This is a genomic window from Streptomyces sp. NPDC058459, from assembly GCF_042721685.1.
Classification (GTDB): domain Bacteria; phylum Actinomycetota; class Actinomycetes; order Streptomycetales; family Streptomycetaceae; genus Streptomyces.
Genome location: NZ_JBHXLV010000003.1, coordinates 60572 through 75323 on the forward strand (window position 1 = coordinate 60572; position 14752 = coordinate 75323).

At 66.0% G+C, this 14752-nt stretch carries 25 protein-coding genes; 24 read left to right on the top strand and 1 reads right to left on the bottom strand.

What is annotated here, in order from left to right:
- The first annotated feature begins 15 nt into the window (after positions 1 to 15).
- The 23 genes from ACFWN1_RS01465 (at position 16) to ACFWN1_RS01575 (ending at position 12402) form a co-directional block, all read left to right on the top strand.
- Positions 16 to 498 carry a hypothetical protein gene (locus tag ACFWN1_RS01465; protein WP_381272625.1) on the top strand — a complete coding sequence of 161 codons (483 nt, stop codon included), beginning with the start codon at positions 16 to 18 and terminating at the stop codon, positions 496 to 498.
- A gap of 118 nt (positions 499 to 616) precedes the next feature.
- On the top strand, positions 617 to 1054 hold the full coding sequence (locus ACFWN1_RS01470; RefSeq protein WP_381272623.1) for a hypothetical protein: 438 nt from the start codon (positions 617 to 619) through the stop codon (positions 1052 to 1054).
- Between the two features lie 128 nt (positions 1055 to 1182).
- A complete protein-coding gene (locus ACFWN1_RS01475) occupies positions 1183 to 2049 on the top strand; it encodes an AAA family ATPase (protein WP_381272620.1) in 867 nt (288 codons plus the stop codon).
- Positions 2050 to 2072: 23 nt separating this feature from the next.
- The gene (locus tag ACFWN1_RS01480; protein WP_381322034.1) at positions 2073 to 2441 is read left to right on the top strand and encodes a hypothetical protein; all 369 of its coding nucleotides are present in this window, start codon (positions 2073 to 2075) and stop codon (positions 2439 to 2441) included.
- Entirely contained in the window at positions 2438 to 2590 is a 153-nt protein-coding gene (locus tag ACFWN1_RS01485) for a hypothetical protein (protein ID WP_175512293.1), read from the top strand. Before ACFWN1_RS01480 ends, ACFWN1_RS01485 begins: the two co-directional genes overlap by 4 nt.
- 107 nt (positions 2591 to 2697) lie before the next feature.
- Positions 2698 to 3003: a CHC2 zinc finger domain-containing protein gene (locus ACFWN1_RS01490; protein ID WP_381322037.1), complete on the top strand. Its 306-nt coding sequence runs from the start codon at positions 2698 to 2700 to the stop codon at positions 3001 to 3003.
- Complete coding sequence (locus tag ACFWN1_RS01495; RefSeq protein WP_381272767.1) at positions 2885 to 3505, top strand: toprim domain-containing protein; 621 nt, start codon at positions 2885 to 2887, stop codon at positions 3503 to 3505. The genes ACFWN1_RS01490 and ACFWN1_RS01495 overlap by 119 nt, the downstream gene beginning before the upstream one ends.
- Positions 3502 to 3858, top strand: a complete 357-nt coding sequence (locus tag ACFWN1_RS01500) for a hypothetical protein (RefSeq protein ID WP_381272611.1) — start codon at positions 3502 to 3504, stop codon at positions 3856 to 3858. Before ACFWN1_RS01495 ends, ACFWN1_RS01500 begins: the two co-directional genes overlap by 4 nt.
- Complete coding sequence (locus ACFWN1_RS01505) at positions 3851 to 4060, top strand: hypothetical protein (RefSeq protein ID WP_175512290.1); 210 nt, start codon at positions 3851 to 3853, stop codon at positions 4058 to 4060. Before ACFWN1_RS01500 ends, ACFWN1_RS01505 begins: the two co-directional genes overlap by 8 nt.
- 4 nt (positions 4061 to 4064) lie before the next feature.
- On the top strand, positions 4065 to 5255 hold the full coding sequence (locus tag ACFWN1_RS01510; RefSeq protein WP_381272608.1) for a hypothetical protein: 1191 nt from the start codon (positions 4065 to 4067) through the stop codon (positions 5253 to 5255).
- Positions 5252 to 5569, top strand: coding sequence for a hypothetical protein (locus ACFWN1_RS01515; RefSeq protein WP_381272606.1), 318 nt, complete (start codon positions 5252 to 5254; stop codon positions 5567 to 5569). The genes ACFWN1_RS01510 and ACFWN1_RS01515 overlap by 4 nt, the downstream gene beginning before the upstream one ends.
- 41 nt (positions 5570 to 5610) lie before the next feature.
- Positions 5611 to 5949: a hypothetical protein gene (locus ACFWN1_RS01520; protein ID WP_384356947.1), complete on the top strand. Its 339-nt coding sequence runs from the start codon at positions 5611 to 5613 to the stop codon at positions 5947 to 5949.
- The gene (locus ACFWN1_RS01525; protein ID WP_381272601.1) at positions 5946 to 6332 is read left to right on the top strand and encodes a hypothetical protein; all 387 of its coding nucleotides are present in this window, start codon (positions 5946 to 5948) and stop codon (positions 6330 to 6332) included. Before ACFWN1_RS01520 ends, ACFWN1_RS01525 begins: the two co-directional genes overlap by 4 nt.
- Before the next feature lie 220 nt (positions 6333 to 6552).
- Positions 6553 to 6813, top strand: a complete 261-nt coding sequence (locus tag ACFWN1_RS01530; protein WP_381272598.1) for a hypothetical protein — start codon at positions 6553 to 6555, stop codon at positions 6811 to 6813.
- Entirely contained in the window at positions 6794 to 7303 is a 510-nt protein-coding gene (locus ACFWN1_RS01535; protein WP_381272595.1) for a DUF6879 family protein, read from the top strand. Before ACFWN1_RS01530 ends, ACFWN1_RS01535 begins: the two co-directional genes overlap by 20 nt.
- A 27-nt stretch (positions 7304 to 7330) precedes the next feature.
- On the top strand, positions 7331 to 8173 hold the full coding sequence (locus tag ACFWN1_RS01540) for a helix-turn-helix domain-containing protein (protein WP_381272592.1): 843 nt from the start codon (positions 7331 to 7333) through the stop codon (positions 8171 to 8173).
- Between the two features lie 92 nt (positions 8174 to 8265).
- Positions 8266 to 8652, top strand: a complete 387-nt coding sequence (locus tag ACFWN1_RS01545) for a hypothetical protein (protein ID WP_381272589.1) — start codon at positions 8266 to 8268, stop codon at positions 8650 to 8652.
- Positions 8649 to 9185, top strand: coding sequence for an NUDIX hydrolase (locus ACFWN1_RS01550; protein WP_381272586.1), 537 nt, complete (start codon positions 8649 to 8651; stop codon positions 9183 to 9185). The genes ACFWN1_RS01545 and ACFWN1_RS01550 overlap by 4 nt, the downstream gene beginning before the upstream one ends.
- A gap of 85 nt (positions 9186 to 9270) precedes the next feature.
- A complete protein-coding gene (locus ACFWN1_RS01555; RefSeq protein ID WP_384356953.1) occupies positions 9271 to 9516 on the top strand; it encodes a hypothetical protein in 246 nt (81 codons plus the stop codon).
- Positions 9517 to 9574: 58 nt separating this feature from the next.
- Positions 9575 to 10378: a diaminopimelate epimerase gene (dapF, locus tag ACFWN1_RS01560; protein WP_381272583.1), complete on the top strand. Its 804-nt coding sequence runs from the start codon at positions 9575 to 9577 to the stop codon at positions 10376 to 10378.
- Positions 10375 to 11460 (top strand): ATP-grasp domain-containing protein, encoded by a 1086-nt coding sequence (locus ACFWN1_RS01565; RefSeq protein ID WP_381272581.1) that lies wholly within the window; start codon positions 10375 to 10377, stop codon positions 11458 to 11460. Before dapF ends, ACFWN1_RS01565 begins: the two co-directional genes overlap by 4 nt.
- A 19-nt stretch (positions 11461 to 11479) precedes the next feature.
- Positions 11480 to 12028, top strand: a complete 549-nt coding sequence (locus ACFWN1_RS01570) for a C39 family peptidase (protein WP_381272578.1) — start codon at positions 11480 to 11482, stop codon at positions 12026 to 12028.
- A complete protein-coding gene (locus ACFWN1_RS01575; RefSeq protein ID WP_381272576.1) occupies positions 12025 to 12402 on the top strand; it encodes a glutamate ligase domain-containing protein in 378 nt (125 codons plus the stop codon). The genes ACFWN1_RS01570 and ACFWN1_RS01575 overlap by 4 nt, the downstream gene beginning before the upstream one ends.
- Here ACFWN1_RS01575 and ACFWN1_RS01580 read toward each other — a convergent pair.
- Positions 12337 to 13590, bottom strand: coding sequence for a hypothetical protein (locus ACFWN1_RS01580; protein WP_381272573.1), 1254 nt, complete (start codon positions 13588 to 13590; stop codon positions 12337 to 12339). The genes ACFWN1_RS01575 and ACFWN1_RS01580 overlap by 66 nt on opposite strands.
- Positions 13591 to 13862: 272 nt before the next feature.
- Between ACFWN1_RS01580 and ACFWN1_RS01585 the strand changes: the two genes are divergently transcribed.
- Positions 13863 to 14642 (top strand): HAD-IIA family hydrolase, encoded by a 780-nt coding sequence (locus tag ACFWN1_RS01585; RefSeq protein WP_381272570.1) that lies wholly within the window; start codon positions 13863 to 13865, stop codon positions 14640 to 14642.
- The last annotated feature ends 110 nt before the right edge of the window (positions 14643 to 14752 follow it).

A 14752-nucleotide genomic window follows, 5' to 3' on the forward strand; every position in this document is an offset into this window, starting at 1 on the left:
AGAAGGAAGGAAGCAGTGAACGATCACGGCATCACCATCACGATCAAGTACGGCAAGGGTCACGAGGACACCTGGGCGGTCTTCCGGGGAACTCCCGAGACCGTGAGGGGCTGGATCACAGACCACTTCGGCTTCAAGCCCGAGGTGGTCGCCGAACTCACCCTGAGCGAGCTGGTCCTTGAGGCCACGAACATTGCCCACGGGAAGGGCAACCTCGCCGCCTACCTGGGAGCCACGGTCATACCGGCGTCGCAGCTCGACCGCCCCCAGGCGACCGACCCGTGGTCGCAGGCCGAAGCCGCACCCGCCGCACCCGCCGCACCCGCCGCACCCGCCGCACCGAAGGACAGCGGAAGCGCCTGGGCCCTGGCCGAGATCAAGAAGCAGGCCAGCATCGCCGACCTCCAGAAGTTCTGGGCCGGCAACCAGTCCTTCTTCGCCGACCCCGAGGTCATGACCGCCTACAAGGCGCGCGGCAGGGAGTTGCAGGCCGCATGACCCGCCACGCTTCCCGCCTCCTCCCCCTGATCCTCGCGTCCGTCCTCAAGTACGTACCGAGCACCGAACCCCGTCTCGTTGAGACGCACCCCCCGTACCGAACCGAAGGAGAAACCCTTTGTCCCTGAACTTTGTCGACATCCCCAGCACCGGCGGCGGCTGGCTCAAGCCGAACGACGTAAAGGACGCACCCGCCCTGCTGATCGAGGTGAACTCCTACGAGGCCCAGCGCCCCACCCCGAACGGCCCGAAGGACTCCGCGCTCTGCGACGTGACGATCTTCAAGGACAAGGCCGCGCTCGACGCCCTGTCCCCTGAGATCAACAAGGGCATGCGCATCGAGCAGACCCTCCTCGCCCGCGACCTCGCCGGAATGGTGGGCAGCGCCACCATCGTGCAGCTCACCCAGATCCCGCCGAAGCGGCCGGGCGCGTACCCGGCCTGGGTCTGGCGCCCCGTCTCCGACGCCTCGGTCCGCCAGGCCGTCATCCAGTACGCCGAGCAGCGCGAGGCCGCGGTGACCGCAGCCGCCGCCGAGGCCCCGTCCTTCGACTGATCCACGCAAGGCGCCGGGGGCCGGTCACGCGGCTGGCCCCCGCCTCGCGGGTCCGGAGGACCCATGCACCACCCCGTTGATTCCATCCGCCGGCACCTGCCGCACCGAACACAGAGAGGAGTCCGCCCGTGCTGACCCCCGCGAGGTCGCTCGCCCTGCACGCCGAGTCCGGCAAGGAACTCCCACGCGTTGAAGCCTTCGAGGCCCTATACGGCATGGGGTGCCGCCCGCGCCACGGTGAGGTCATCATGATCGCCGGGCGGTCTGGCACACAGAAGTCAGGCTTCGCCCTGTACTGGACCGCCCAGATGGCCTTGCCGACCCTGTACTTCTCCGCCGACATGAGCGCCTTCACCGCGTCCTCGCGGCTCGCGTCGATGATGACCGGCGACACCACGGAGATGGTCGAGGCCGGGATGGCTGCCGGCGGACGCCACCGCACGGAGTACCTGCACGCCCTGTCCGGCCTGCCCTTCACGTTCGCCTTCGGCTCCCCGATCACTTGGGAGGCCATCGACGAGGAACTCGAAGCGTGGGTCGAGCTGTGGGACAACTATCCGAGCTGCCTGGTCTTCGACAACTTGATGGATTTCGCCGAGGCCGAGTCCGACTACACCGCGCAGATGGCCGTGATGAGCGGGCTGACCGAGCTGGCCCGCGCGACCGGCGCGACGGTGATCGTGCTGCACCACGCGAGCGACAAGTCCTGGGAGGCGAAGTCGGACCCCTGGGCCCCGCCATCCAGGGATCAGGTGAAGGGCGGCCTGTCCGAGAAGCCGGAGTTGAGCCTCTCGGTCGCCCTTGACCCGAACAGCCACGAGTACCGGGTCGCCGTGATCAAACAGAGGATGGGGCCCTGCGACCCCACCGCCCGCCGGTACGCGTCGATGCGCTGCCACCCCGAGGTGACCCGGTTCTCCAAGCTGGAGCGGACGATCCCGCTCGCCTCTCCGTCCCAGCCGTGGTCGCCCACGGCCGTCCTCGAAAAGCAGTAGGGGGTTTTAAGCTAGTGCCTGATGTGACCGCCCGGAACAGGGCCAACAAGCGCAAGGGCGCCGCCTGGGAGATCGACTTCAACAAGGCGATGCGCGCGGAGGGCTTCGACATCGAGCGCCTGCGCCTTGCGGGCAAGGACGACGAAGGCGATCAGGTGGTCCGCGAGGACGACGGCCTGTTCACCGTGATCGAGAACAAGAACGCCTCGGCGTTCACCCCCGGCCCCTTCGTGGACGAGATGGAGCGCGAGGTCGCCAACTTCGCCCGCCATCGCGGCATCGATGTACGCAGGGTCGACGGCATCGTGGTGGTCAAGCGGCGAGGCAAGCCCTGGCACCAGGCGTACGTCCTGACCACGGTGGCCCGGCACTTCGGGCTGGACATCGAGTGACCGCCCTGACCTTCGAAGAAGCGGCCGAGCACGAGCGGCTGCTGACCGAGCTGGGCCGCTTCAGCCCGGAGACCGCCGCAGGCGCCGGACTTGAATCGCTCGGATACGACGACGACCAGGGGTGGTTCGTCGGCCGGAGGGCGGCATGAGGTTCGCCCGAGTCGACAACGACCGCCAGGACCACGACGAGAAGCCCACGCTCGAAGCCGTCTTCGAGCACTACGACATCGACTTCAACTCGCAGCGGGCCGCCGGCATGACGCGGTGCCCCTTCCACGACGACGAGACGCCCTCCTTCTCGTGGAACACCGACCGGCAGCTCTGGAAATGCCACTCCTGCGGGAAGGGCGGCGACTCGTACTCACTGATCATGGAAAAGGAAGGCACTGACTTTGTCGGAGCGCGAGCCCTTGCGGCCTCTGTCTCCTTCGCAACGCGAGATGCTGGAGGAAGCAACCGCGGCCTATCAGGCAGCTCTTACTCCGGGCGCCGCGCGGTACCTCCTCGACCGGGGAATCGGACGGGAGGAGGCAGCTACATACCGGCTTGGCGTCGTAGCTGATGACCATCCCTTCCCTGGACACGAGAAGTACCGGCGATGGCTCGCGATCCCGTACCTCGACCGCAGCGGCGGCCCCCTCGCGATCCGCTTCCGCTGTCTTGAGGAGCACGACCACCGGGCCTTCGGCCACGGCAAGTACGCCACGGTGAAGGACGAGCCGCCCCGCATGTACGGGGTCAACTCCATCCACAGGGCTGGGGACACGATCGAAGTCGCCGAGGGCGAACTCGACCGGATCATCCTGGAGAAGGCGGGCCTGCACGCCGTCGCCATCCCCGGAGCCTCGATCTGGCAGGGCCGTCACCGCCGGATGCTCGCCGGGTTCAACCGCGTCCGCGTGTGGGGTGACCCGGACGACGCGGGCGCCGAGTTCACCACCCGGATCTGCCGAGCCCTGCGCCAGGCGAAGGGAATGCGACTCCGGGACGGCGACGTGACCGACACCTACAAGCAGGGGGGCATGGCAGCCCTGCACAACCTGATCAAGGGGGACGAACAGTGACCGAGACCGCCAAGAAGACCGCACCCCGCAAGCCCACCCGCCGCGCCCCCGCGATCGACGAGACGCTTAAGGCCGTGCAGGACCGGGCCGCCAAGATCCCGCCCTCCCTGCCGCTCGTCGGCGGCCGGACGCCCCACCTCGCCGACTATGCCGAGCGATACGAAGCCTGGCTCGCGCACAACCTGCGCCGTGCCGAGAGGGGGGTCGAGGGCACGGACGGTCACCTCCTGGAGCAGGCGTTCGCAGCTCTGTCCGCCGGCACCGACGATGCCCGCCGAACCCGGCTGCTGACCGTGGCCGCGTACGCGGTGCAGGCCGCGCGGGCGCTCGACGAGCGAGGCGCCAGTGAGTGATCCCCTGCCCGGACAGCCCGGACCGACCCTCAACCGTATCTACGAGGAGCTGGAGCCCGATGTGCGGGAGACCGTCGTCCTCCGCCTCCTCGACACCGCCTCCTCCGCCGAGCGCCTGGCGCTCGTCCTCCGCCGCCACGGCCACGCCGTCTCGGCTTCCACCATCCGCACCTACCGCCGCTCACTGCGGGAAGGGTTTTAACCTAGTGCCAGACTCTCTCCTCGACGACCTTCTCTCGGTCCCGACAGCCCCGGCCCCGTCCACGCGGCAGGCTGATCCCGACAAGGACTTCACCCGCCAGATAGAGGTGTCCGGCGACGCTGCCGAGGTCACTGTGCGGGGCCCCGAAGGCATCGACCCGCAGTCGACTGCCGCCGATGTCCTCCGCGCCCACCAGCTCGACCCCGCCGAGTGGGAAGTCACCGGCTTCCGCTCCTCGGAGTGGACAATGGCCAGCGGTGAGCCGGGCGTCTCGGCCCGCTTCTCCTTCGGCCGCCGCAAGGTGCCGGCGGTACTCGAACGCCCGAGTATCGAGGAACTGCTGAAGGTCTTCGACGAGGCGCCGGGCTGGGTGCCCGACAGCCTGACGGGTGACCACACGATGATCGTCGCCATCGGCGACATGCAGTTCGGCAAGATCGACGGCGACGGCCCAGAGGGCACCCTCGTACGCGCGATGCACTGCATCGATCAGGCCGTAGCCAGGCTCGACGACTACCGCAAGCGGTTCGAGATCGAGCACGTTCACCTGGCCTGGCTCGGCGATCACGTCGAAGGCTTCGTCTCGCAGGGCGGCGCGAACACGTGGCGTACTCAGCTCACCCTCACCGAGCAGATACGCCTTACCCGGCGCCTGATGGCCTACGCGATCATCAAGTTCGCTCCGCTGGTCGCACGGCTGACCGTCGTAGCTGTCCCCGGCAACCACGGCGAGGCAGTCCGGCCGGGCGGCAAGGGCGTGACCCGGTACGACGACAGCCACGACACTGACGCCCTGATCTCCGTGAGCGAGGCGCTGACCCTCGCGGGCGAGGAGTTCGCCCATGTCGAGGTGTACGTGCCGGACACGGACGAGCTGACGGTCACCGTCGAGTGCTCGGGAACCGTCGTGGTCCACGCCCACGGGCATCAGTGGCGGCCGGGCAAGCATTTCGAGTGGTGGCGCGGCCAAGCATTCGACAAGACGAGCGCCCTGCACACCGCGGATCTCCTCCTCGCCGCCCATCTGCACCACGAGTTCGTGGACACGGACGGTCCCAGAACTTTCATCCAGATCCCGGCCATGGAGTCCGAGTCGACGTGGTGGAGGCACATGAAGGGCACGCGCGGGGCGCCGGGCCTGATCGTCGCGATCACCAAGGACGGCGAAGTGCCGGTCAAGGAAGTGGTCAGGTGACAGCCGACTGGCGCGTCCTCGACCTGCCCGAGGTCGTGGCCCTCGCGGGCCGGGCAGCCCGCCGCATCGCGGACGGCTACGAGGACACCTTGACCATGGAGTACGACGACGCCCGGCAAGAGGCCCTGATCATCCTGGCGACGAAGCCGGACATGGTGAACGAGTGCCTCGCCGACCCGGACCTCGGCCTCGGCGTCCTCTATCACCGCCTGTTCCTCGACCTCACCGACCGCGTGAAGACCGAGGCGAAGCGCCGCATCCGGCACACCTCCTACGAGGCCGCCTGCGAGGCGGCCGAGAGAGGGCGAGTGTGAGCGGGTACGACCGGCGCTTGGTCGAGCACCTACTACCGGCCGTGTGGGACGTGGAGGCCGCGTACGGCATCCGCAACCCCACGGCCCCGGACGCGGACATGCCGAAGGGGACTGTCGACAAGAAATCCGCCGGCACCCTGTTCGCCCACCTCGCCGACATCCGACGCGGCTGGAAGACGGCCCCCCTGTCCCTCGCCGAGCGGCGGGCGCTGTTCATGCGCTTTGCCCTCGACTGGGACGACATGAGGATCGCCACCCGTGAGGCCGTCACCGACCGGGCCATCCGCTACCGCCTTGAACGCGGCATTGGCAAGCTCGCATCCCACCTCAACGGTGCGGATTACATCGACAGCTACGATGACTTGGAGATCGCGGCATGAGCGAGACCCCGCCCGAGCAGCCTGCGGTGGAGGCGCCGCCGGAGATGGACGTGGACGAGTTCGAGTTCTGGGATGACGCGAGCCGTACCTACTACGAGCGGCAGCCGGACGGCACCCTCATGACTCGCCCGTTCAACGACGAAGAGGTGCAGCAAGTCGAGGACGAAACCGCACTCGATGCCCTGCATGAGGAAGCTCTCGCCGCCATCGACTACCTCGACAAGCGAATTGATCTCTCCCTGGCCTACTTCGCCCTGGAAGCTCCGACCGCAGAGCAGGCGACTGCGCAGATCAAGAACCTGTCCGACCTCGCGGCTTACAGCGGCGGCACCTTGAAGCGCGTGATCAAGGTACTGTCCGTCCTCACCAGCCGGCCCATCTAGCAGGCCCGTCGAACCCGCCCAACTCGCCCATGGCTCCCTTGCGGTCAATTTCGGCTAGCCGGGGAGTGCGGCGGCCGGTCCGCTGCTCGTCGCCCTCATGCCGGCTGAGTAACGTCAACTTCTGCACCCTGGCAAGTCCCGGCAAGTTTCTCGACGCCCCAGTGGTGCATCGTGCAGGATCGGGCACAGAGGGCGACACCAGCCCCATGAGGAGGGCACCATGGCACTGCGCAAGCTGGGCAAGGACCCGAACAGCCCCAACGGCAACTCGCCCACCGTGTACTTGGACGAGGAGACGGACAGGTACCTCGTGCAGGGGTTCAAGGTGGACGAGGAGCGACTCGCCCAACTGAACCTCCCGCCCCATGAAACGGCGGTGGACATACCCCGGTACATGGCGAAGTTCTTCCTCGCCGTCGACACGGACCCCTCCACCGCCAACCTCGACCCGGAGGAGAAGGGTGCCGACCCCAACCTTTGAGGAACTGTTCCGCGACTGCCACAGGACTGCCGTCCATCTGGAATCGCGCGACGCCTACATGAAGTCGGACCCCGTCTTCATCGACTGGCAAGCCGGTGCGACCATCGATCCGGTGGAGCGCTGGGGGCCATGGCTCTCCACCGTCTCGGAGGCCGTATCGCGAGGTATCGAGGTACGACGGGCGCGAATCGTCTCCGTTCCCGTGAGCGAGTACATTCGCTTCGAGTACGAAGTAACGGACGGGCTGAATATCGCGGCGGGTGAGGACGTGCGCTGGCTTTCGCGGCGAGATGCCACGCGCCTATCCTTGCCGGGAAATGACTTCTGGATCTTCGACTCCCGCCTCGTGTACGTGAACCACTTCGACGGAGAAGGCGAGCCTACAGAGCCAGAACTCACAGACGACTCGGAGATTGTGAAGTTCTGCGGAGCTGCATTCGAGTCCGTTTGGAATGAAGCCACACCTCACGCAGAGTTCGAGCCGTACTGAAAATTCGCATAGGATCTTCACCGTAAAATGGAACCGGCATCTTCGAGCGTCCAGGAAGCCCGTAAGTCGCTCGGACGACGCCTCGGAGAGATCCGAAAGTCGGCCGGGCTCACAAAGCGAGCCCTGGCTCAAGGGCTCGGATGGCACGAGTCGAAGGCATCGCGCTTCGAGAGCGGCACACGCGCCCCCTCGGAGCGCGACCTCCGTGCGTGGTGCCACGCGTGCGGCGCGGATGACCAGGCCGAGGACTTGGTCTCTACGGTTCAGGGCATCGAAGGCATGTACGTCGAGTGGCGCGACATGGAGCGCGAGGGCCTCACTCACGCTCAGCGGTCCGCCCTGCCGCTCTGGGAGCGCACTCAGCGTTTTCGCTTCTACTCGCCGTGGCTGATCCCAGGCCCCGTACAGACCGCCTCTTACATCAAGTCGCTACTGATCTCCATTCGCAACCACCGCGGCCTGGTCGACGACATTGACTCCGCGGTTGAAGTCCGCGTCGAGAAGCAGAAGATCGTTTACCGGAATCATCAGTTCTCCATCCTGTTGGAGGAGGACGCCCTCTATCACCGTGTCGGCGGACCGACGGTGCTTGCGGGGCAGCTCGGCTATCTACTCACGGTCATGGCTCTGCCCACGGTGAGTATCGGGATCATCCCGCGCGATATCGAACGGCCTTTCATGCCCGTTGAGGGGTTCTTTCTCTTCGATGATCACACAGTGAATGTCGAACTGGTTTCCGCGCATCTGACTGTCGTGCAAAGGCATGAGGTCGCCATGTACGCCGAGACGTTCTCGGCACTGGCCGGTCTCGCTGTCACGGGACATGCCGCACGCGACATCATCACCAAAGCCGTCGATTCACTCGACTGAGCCTGGCAAGTACGGGCACACTCCTGGAGTTATTGCCGCCATTCCTCCTACCGTTGTGCGCACGGTTCCAAAACGTGCCTGGGAGGGACGTGATGGCGTTGGCAAGTTTAGGCAAGCCCGGGGAACTGGCGCACGAAGGTGGGGGCGACGATGACCCCATTTGCGTCCCGGAAGTGACCTCGTTGACCGATACCGTTCTCGGATTCCGCCTCGGCACGACGACTCGCGAGCAGATGGACCACTACATGCCGCGACTTGCCAGCGAACTGAGCGGCCTTCTCGACACGGACCTCGGCGCCCAAGAGGATGCCGACACGCAGCAGATCGTGCGACAGGCGCGAAAACTGATTGAACTCCCGAACCGACCGACCGCTGAGACGCCGACGTTCGGGACGTTCATCTACCTCCGCGAGATCGCCGACCTCTCCCGCCGGCTGCTGTGGATCTACACCTCCAGGAACGACCTGGAGGCACCGTGATCGGCGAAGACCAGATCATCAAAGAACTGTCCCACTACATATCCAGACACCCCGACGAGCAGATGGGGTTGTTGCCGGTCTACGACGCAGCAGTGGACCACTCGCGACGCCGAACATGCACCCACGACCAACGCTGCCCGATCGTCGTGACGGGGGCCGTCGTCGTGGACGAGCAGGCCCGCATCCTGTGCCTGCGCAATGGTGGCCGCTACGCACTCGCCGAGGCCGAGCCGGAGGACGAGGACGACACTCTGAGCGGTGCCGCCCTGCGCTTGCTGGACGAGCAGATCGGCATCCGGAACGTGTGGACCCATGGCAGTGCCGACAGCGCCTTCCTGGTCGACGTGACCGAGGCGGGTCACCACCATTTCGGCCCCCGCCTCCGTGTCGGCATCCGCTACCTGTTCCGCGCCCACTCCAATGCCGTCTCCTCCTCCGTGATCGAAGCAGGCGGCGCCGCCTGGATGTCTCTGCCCGAGATCGGAGTCGAGGCGGTTAGGCGACGAGTAGAGAGCTTCCTGATCGGACTTTGATGAGTCACCGCCATCAACAACTTGCCTACCTGGCGACCGTCTTCGCGATCGGCGGCGCCATCGTGATCGGAATCTGGAGGGGCTAATGCAGTACGTACAGTGGGGCGAACCGGTGGTACCTCAGGAGTCGCCCCCCGCCCCCGCCGGGACGGTTAGAACGTACAGCCCGCCCGGCGATGTTCATATAGGCGACTTCGTACTCCTCGACGGCCAGTACGAGCAGATACGGGACATGAGGTCGGCCGGCACCACCTCCAGTCGCGTCCTGCACTTCGTCGGCCGTCCGCCCTGGATCATGCGCGAGCCGCGCACCGTCTACCGCCCCATCTGACCAGCCCACTCGGGCTTAGCACCAACCCCCTTCACCGCACGACGTGAGGAACTTCGGCATGCAATTTCGCAAGGTCCACGGAGCGGGTAACGACTTCGTTCTCATCACCAACGCCCCCAGGAATATCGCTACTTGGGACAAGACGGCGGTGCGCCTGTGCGCGAGGCGTACCGGCGTCGGTGCAGACGGTCTGGTCATCAGTCACCCCGCCAAGGACAACCCCGACGTGCTCGAAGTCGCGTGTTACAACGCGGACGGATCGGTGGCCACCATGTGCGGCAATGCACTGCGGTGCGCGGCCTGGGTGGCCTACAGCGACAGTTCGGGAACGAAGGCAACTTCGAAGCTTCGCATGGCGGGCGTCATGCACGAGTCGGTCGTCGCGTCGGACGCCGTATGGGTGACGGCCGAGGTGAACGCGATCGACCCGCGTCTCTTGCAGGTCGCCATCAACGGCAAACCCACATGGTTCGACAGCGTTCATACCGGCACTGAACACGTCGTGGCCGTAGTGAGCGACGTGGACGCCATCGAAACCGAGACGGCGGGACGCGTCGTCCGACACCACCAGCGTGTCGCCCCTGTTGGCACAAACGTCAATTTCGTACAGCGCCTCGGCGACCAAGCCCTCAAGATCCGCACCTACGAGCGCGGGGTCGAGGCCGAGACGCTCTCCTGCGGGAGCGGCGCCGTCGCGGCCGTCGTCATCGCCCAGATGCGCGGTCTCGTCACCAAGAAGGCCGTCAGGGTCCACAACCAGGCCGGGGAGCCGCTCACCGTCCGTCCGCACGAAACCCGTCCGGACCGAGCCGCGTGGGTTGGCGGCCCGGTCACCCACACCTTCTCAGGAGTGATCGCATGACTCTCTTCCTCAGCCCTGAATCCCGTCTCGCGGTCCAGAAGGCCGCCGATGACCTGCGCGAGTGGAGCAACAGCCAGCAGGGCCTCAGTGTCGCCCTGATCTACGGACCCGTATCCGCCGAAGACAGGCTGTACCACTCGAAGTGCCCCGTCGAACAGCGGTCCGTGACCGCCCTCGGCAACGCGCTCGACGAGATCGGCGCGCAGTGGAGCGTCCTGGACCCCACGGAGCCCGAGTTCATCGCGGACCTGACCGCGTACGACGTGGCACTCTCTAACCTCCACGGCCCCTACGGAGAGGATGGTCGATTGCAGGGCCTCCTCGACTACCTGCGCAAGCCGTACTGCGGCAGTGGGGTCGCGGCATCTGCGGTCTGCGCCGACAAGATCCTTTGCAAGCGGGTGATGCTGACGCTCGGCGTCCCCACTCCGGCTTGGCGCGTCTGGTCCGGCGGACCGGCGAACTGGACCGGCCGCCCGGTCATGATCAAGCCTCCCTTCGGAGGATCGAGCGTCGGCATGAGCCTCGTGCGCGAGGCGGTCGACCTGCCCCGCGCCCTGGTGGACGCCGCCGGGGAGGAGACCGCCGAAGTGCTGATCGAGGACTACGTGAGCGGCACGCCGCTGACCGTGGGCTTGCTTGAGCTGCCCGGCGGTACCGTGGTCACCTTCCCCCCGCTGACCACCGAGGCGACCGAGGCCGAGTTCTACGACGCGGACACGAAGCTCGACGTGGATTCCAAGGGTGCCGTCACCGTGCGGCCCGCCGACCTGACGCCAGATGTGCTGTCCAAGATCAATCGGGACGCCCACACGCTCTGGGGCGGGCTCGGCCTACATGGTTCAGCCCGCGTCGACTTCATTCTCACTGAGGACGGTGAGCCGTACGTGCTGGAGGTCAACAGCACTCCCGGCATGTCCCGAGACAGCAACTTCGCGGTCGGGGCCGCGATGGTCGGGCTCACGCACACGGATGTCGTACTGGCGATGCTTCACGAGGCCCTGGCCCGCCGGCCGTACGATGTCCCCCTGCCCGCTCCCGTGTTCTCCGTGCCTACTGCGACGCGGGAGGCTGCCGCCTAGCAGGTAGGAGCCTGCCACTGTGCCGCGCGTCCACGATGTCCCCTTGTGCCGACAGCTCATCGACCCCGCCGAATGGGATCTGTACGGCGGATGGGCGCTGGGAGACCGGATTGAGTGGTCTAATCGGGCGTGCGGCCTAGCCTCGCTCCGGGCGATTCTGATCGCCTACGGACGCGAAGCCCCTACAGTGACCGAACTCCTCAAGCTCGCCGTCAAGCACGAGGTCTTAACCCCGCGTGGAGCCCTTCATGCGGGGCTCGCGAGCCTGGCGCGCGACCTCGGCGTGCCGGCCGCCGCAGAGCCGGTGCCTGCGGAAGACCTGCTCGGGCGTCTCGACAAGGCCCCGCTCGTCGTGTCCGTAACTGAGCAGTTCCCCGTAGACGGACGCAAGGGCGGCCATCTCGTCACTCTTCGCGGCTATGAGGACGGCCCCAGCCCGACGATCCACTTCAGGGACCCATCGGGCTGGGGCCAGACTCACGACCGCGTTCAGCTCAGCCGCTTGTCCGCCTCCTACACGGGGAGGGCAATCACCTTCGCACCCCTAAGCACCGGAGAGGCCCGATGACCAAGGCGGACGGCACCGTCACCACAGAGACAACGCCACAGCCGCAGGGCGGTCGCACCATCGCCGTCCTGGGCGAGATGCTGGAGTTGGGCGACGGAGCCTTGGAGGCTCACCGCAGCGTCGGCAGGATGGCTGGCGAGCTAGGCGTCGACATCGTGATCGGCGTCGGCGGCGACATCGTGAAACAGATGGTCCTCTACGCCGGGGTACACGGAGTTGAGAATCTTGCCATGGTCGCCGACAACAAGACCGCCGCCGACCTCCTTGAAAAGATCCTCCAGCCCGGCGACACGGTGCTCTTGAAAGCATCACGCGGCGGAATGCTGTGGCAGATCGCTCAGCGACTTACCGGGCAGCCCGTCACCGGCTTCTGACCTCTCCGGGACAGCCTCAGGAGGGGCGTCGGAAGACGTATCCTCCTCCGGCGCTTCTTCGGCTTCCTGAGCAGGCTCCGAAGACTCTTGAGTGGACTCGATCGCCTCTGCTCTCACATACCGCGCCGTCAGCGCAGCGTGATCGTTCTCCTGCGCCCTCTGCTCGGTCCGTGCCTCGTAAAGACCCTGTGCGAGCTGCCCGAAGGCGACAGCCGATACAGCGTCCTCGTTTGGCGCCTTGGCCGTGATCGGGTCGGTCAACACTTCGCCGGAGTCACTGTCGATGGCCTGCGTGACCAGGGTGGCAATCTCGCTCTCTATCGATAGCGTGATTTCGGTTGTGACGGTCACGCCCTGCCGTGTCTCCGTCGTCACCGTCACCCTGATCTCGCCCGACTCCTCCGAAACCGAGGGGATAACAAGGCTCGACACCCGGAAGGCCGATCGGCTCCAGCTCTGGAACGGATTAAGCGCGTCCACTAGATCGCCGAGCGCATCGTGATAGTCAAAGTCGCCCTCGGCGGTTGCGGGCGCATCATCGTGCGGGTTGCCGCGATCCGTCTCGTCAGAGGCCGCATTGAAGTCGGGCGCGACTCGGACGGTGGCCTGCGGTCGGCTAGTCCCGCTTCCCTGACCTCCCTGTCCAGCGCCAGCGGGATACCGCTGATCATGTGCTGGTAGGTTACCGAGCGCGACCATGAGCATCGCGTTCAGCCTCGTGGCTCCCTGCCTGACGGAGGCCATTCCAGCCTTCTCAAACGCGTGCATCTCGCTCCGCAAGGAGGCGGGGAGTACGGCCGTGTCGATGACGGCGGTGGCCTCTGCTGCCGTAAGTCCGGCACGCTTCAGCGCGACGATGAATGTGCCGCGTGTATGTCCGCTTATCTTCTGGCCGGATACCTCATCGGGGCCGGTTAGGGATTGCAAGATGGCGGCTGCGCGGTCAGCAGACTTGGGTTCAGGTGTCCGACTCGACGGCAGTTCGTCATTTGCGCTATGGGGCAACCCCGGCGACGGGTCGCCTGAAGACTCGTACGTCATCCGTCCGGCCGAGACGGTAAGGCCCACCAACACAAAGCCCAGCCCCAGTGCGGTCGCGGCGAGCGGGCCGCGACCTTTGGGCTTGATAAGGCGGTGGCGGGACTCGACATCGGCGTCGAGCTGGCGGATCAGGCCGGAGGTGGACATGCGACGGTTCCCTGGCGGTGCGGGTGCTGGCTGGCGGCAGCCAGCGTTCGCACTCTGTTCGAGCACCGGCAGAGGCTGATGTTGGCATACGATCTGTACGTTTAGAATAAATATCCATGGGTAGTCCGCTTACTCCCTTGCGTCACGTAAGCAACCTTGCACCCCATTGCAAAGCCGTACGCGCGTTCTATCGAAGGGTTCCGCTCCGTCCCATAGGCTGACGCCGCAGGTCGGATGGCACATAGGACCCGGAGGCCGGAGGGTTGGAGATCATGACCGAGCGTAGGCCGATCGAGGCATGGCTTACTGATATGGACGGCGTCCTTGTACAGGAAGGCGTCCCCATCCCCGGCGCCGACGCCTTCCTCAAGAAGCTTCAGGGTTCGGGGAAGCCGTTCCTGGTCCTGACGAACAACTCGATGTACACGCCGCGAGACCTGAAACGCCGGTTGGACCTTATGAGCCTCGACGTGCCGGTCGACAACATCTGGACCTCGGCACTGGCCACCGCGCAGTTCGTCGATTCGCAGCGCCCCGGCGGCACCGCCTACGTGATCGGCGAGGCGGGTCTGACCACCGCCCTGCACGAAGTCGGCTACACCATGTCCGACGTGGACCCCGACTACATCATTCTCGGCGAAACGAGGGTGTACTCGTTCGAGGCCATGACGAAGGCTGTGCGGTTGATCAACGCGGGCGCCAAGTTCATCTGCACGAATCCCGATGAGACCGGCCCCTCCGCCGAGGGGCCTCTGCCGGCAACTGGATCGGTTGCCGCACTGATCGCGAAGGCCACGGGCAAGGAGCCCTACTTCATCGGGAAGCCCAATCCGCTGATGATGCGCCACGGGCTGAACAAGATTGGGGCCCACTCTGAGGCCGCCGCGATGATCGGCGACCGCATGGACACCGACGTGCTCGCCGGGCTCGAATCCGGGCTGGAAACGTTTCTCGTCATGACCGGCCTGAGCAGCCGCGAGAGCATCAACCGATACCCCTACGCGCCGACGCATGTCGTCGACTCGATCGCTGATCTGGTCGACTTGATCTGAAGCCGCTGGAAACGCAGAGGGCCCTCCCGCTATCGTGGGGGGGCCTTCTGCGAGGGTGGACCACACGTTTACGTCTCGTCACCGAGGGCGACAAGCCGCAGGTCAGGGCC

What these genes read in the sequence shown, in the direction of transcription:
- ACFWN1_RS01540 (WP_381272592.1), top strand. Translation starts at nt 7,331, where the DNA reads ATGGAACCGGCATCTTCGAGCGTCCAGGAAGCCCGTAAGTCGCTCGGA.
- dapF (WP_381272583.1), top strand. Translation starts at nt 9,575, where the DNA reads ATGCAATTTCGCAAGGTCCACGGAGCGGGTAACGACTTCGTTCTCATC.
- ACFWN1_RS01575 (WP_381272576.1), top strand. Translation starts at nt 12,025, where the DNA reads ATGACCAAGGCGGACGGCACCGTCACCACAGAGACAACGCCACAGCCG.
- ACFWN1_RS01530 (WP_381272598.1), top strand. Translation starts at nt 6,553, where the DNA reads ATGGCACTGCGCAAGCTGGGCAAGGACCCGAACAGCCCCAACGGCAAC.
- ACFWN1_RS01565 (WP_381272581.1), top strand. Translation starts at nt 10,375, where the DNA reads ATGACTCTCTTCCTCAGCCCTGAATCCCGTCTCGCGGTCCAGAAGGCC.
- ACFWN1_RS01490 (WP_381322037.1), top strand. Translation starts at nt 2,698, where the DNA reads ATGACGCGGTGCCCCTTCCACGACGACGAGACGCCCTCCTTCTCGTGG.
- ACFWN1_RS01525 (WP_381272601.1), top strand. Translation starts at nt 5,946, where the DNA reads ATGAGCGAGACCCCGCCCGAGCAGCCTGCGGTGGAGGCGCCGCCGGAG.
- ACFWN1_RS01580 (WP_381272573.1), bottom strand. Translation starts at nt 13,590, where the DNA reads ATGTCCACCTCCGGCCTGATCCGCCAGCTCGACGCCGATGTCGAGTCC.
- ACFWN1_RS01545 (WP_381272589.1), top strand. Translation starts at nt 8,266, where the DNA reads ATGGCGTTGGCAAGTTTAGGCAAGCCCGGGGAACTGGCGCACGAAGGT.
- ACFWN1_RS01555 (WP_384356953.1), top strand. Translation starts at nt 9,271, where the DNA reads ATGCAGTACGTACAGTGGGGCGAACCGGTGGTACCTCAGGAGTCGCCC.
- ACFWN1_RS01585 (WP_381272570.1), top strand. Translation starts at nt 13,863, where the DNA reads ATGACCGAGCGTAGGCCGATCGAGGCATGGCTTACTGATATGGACGGC.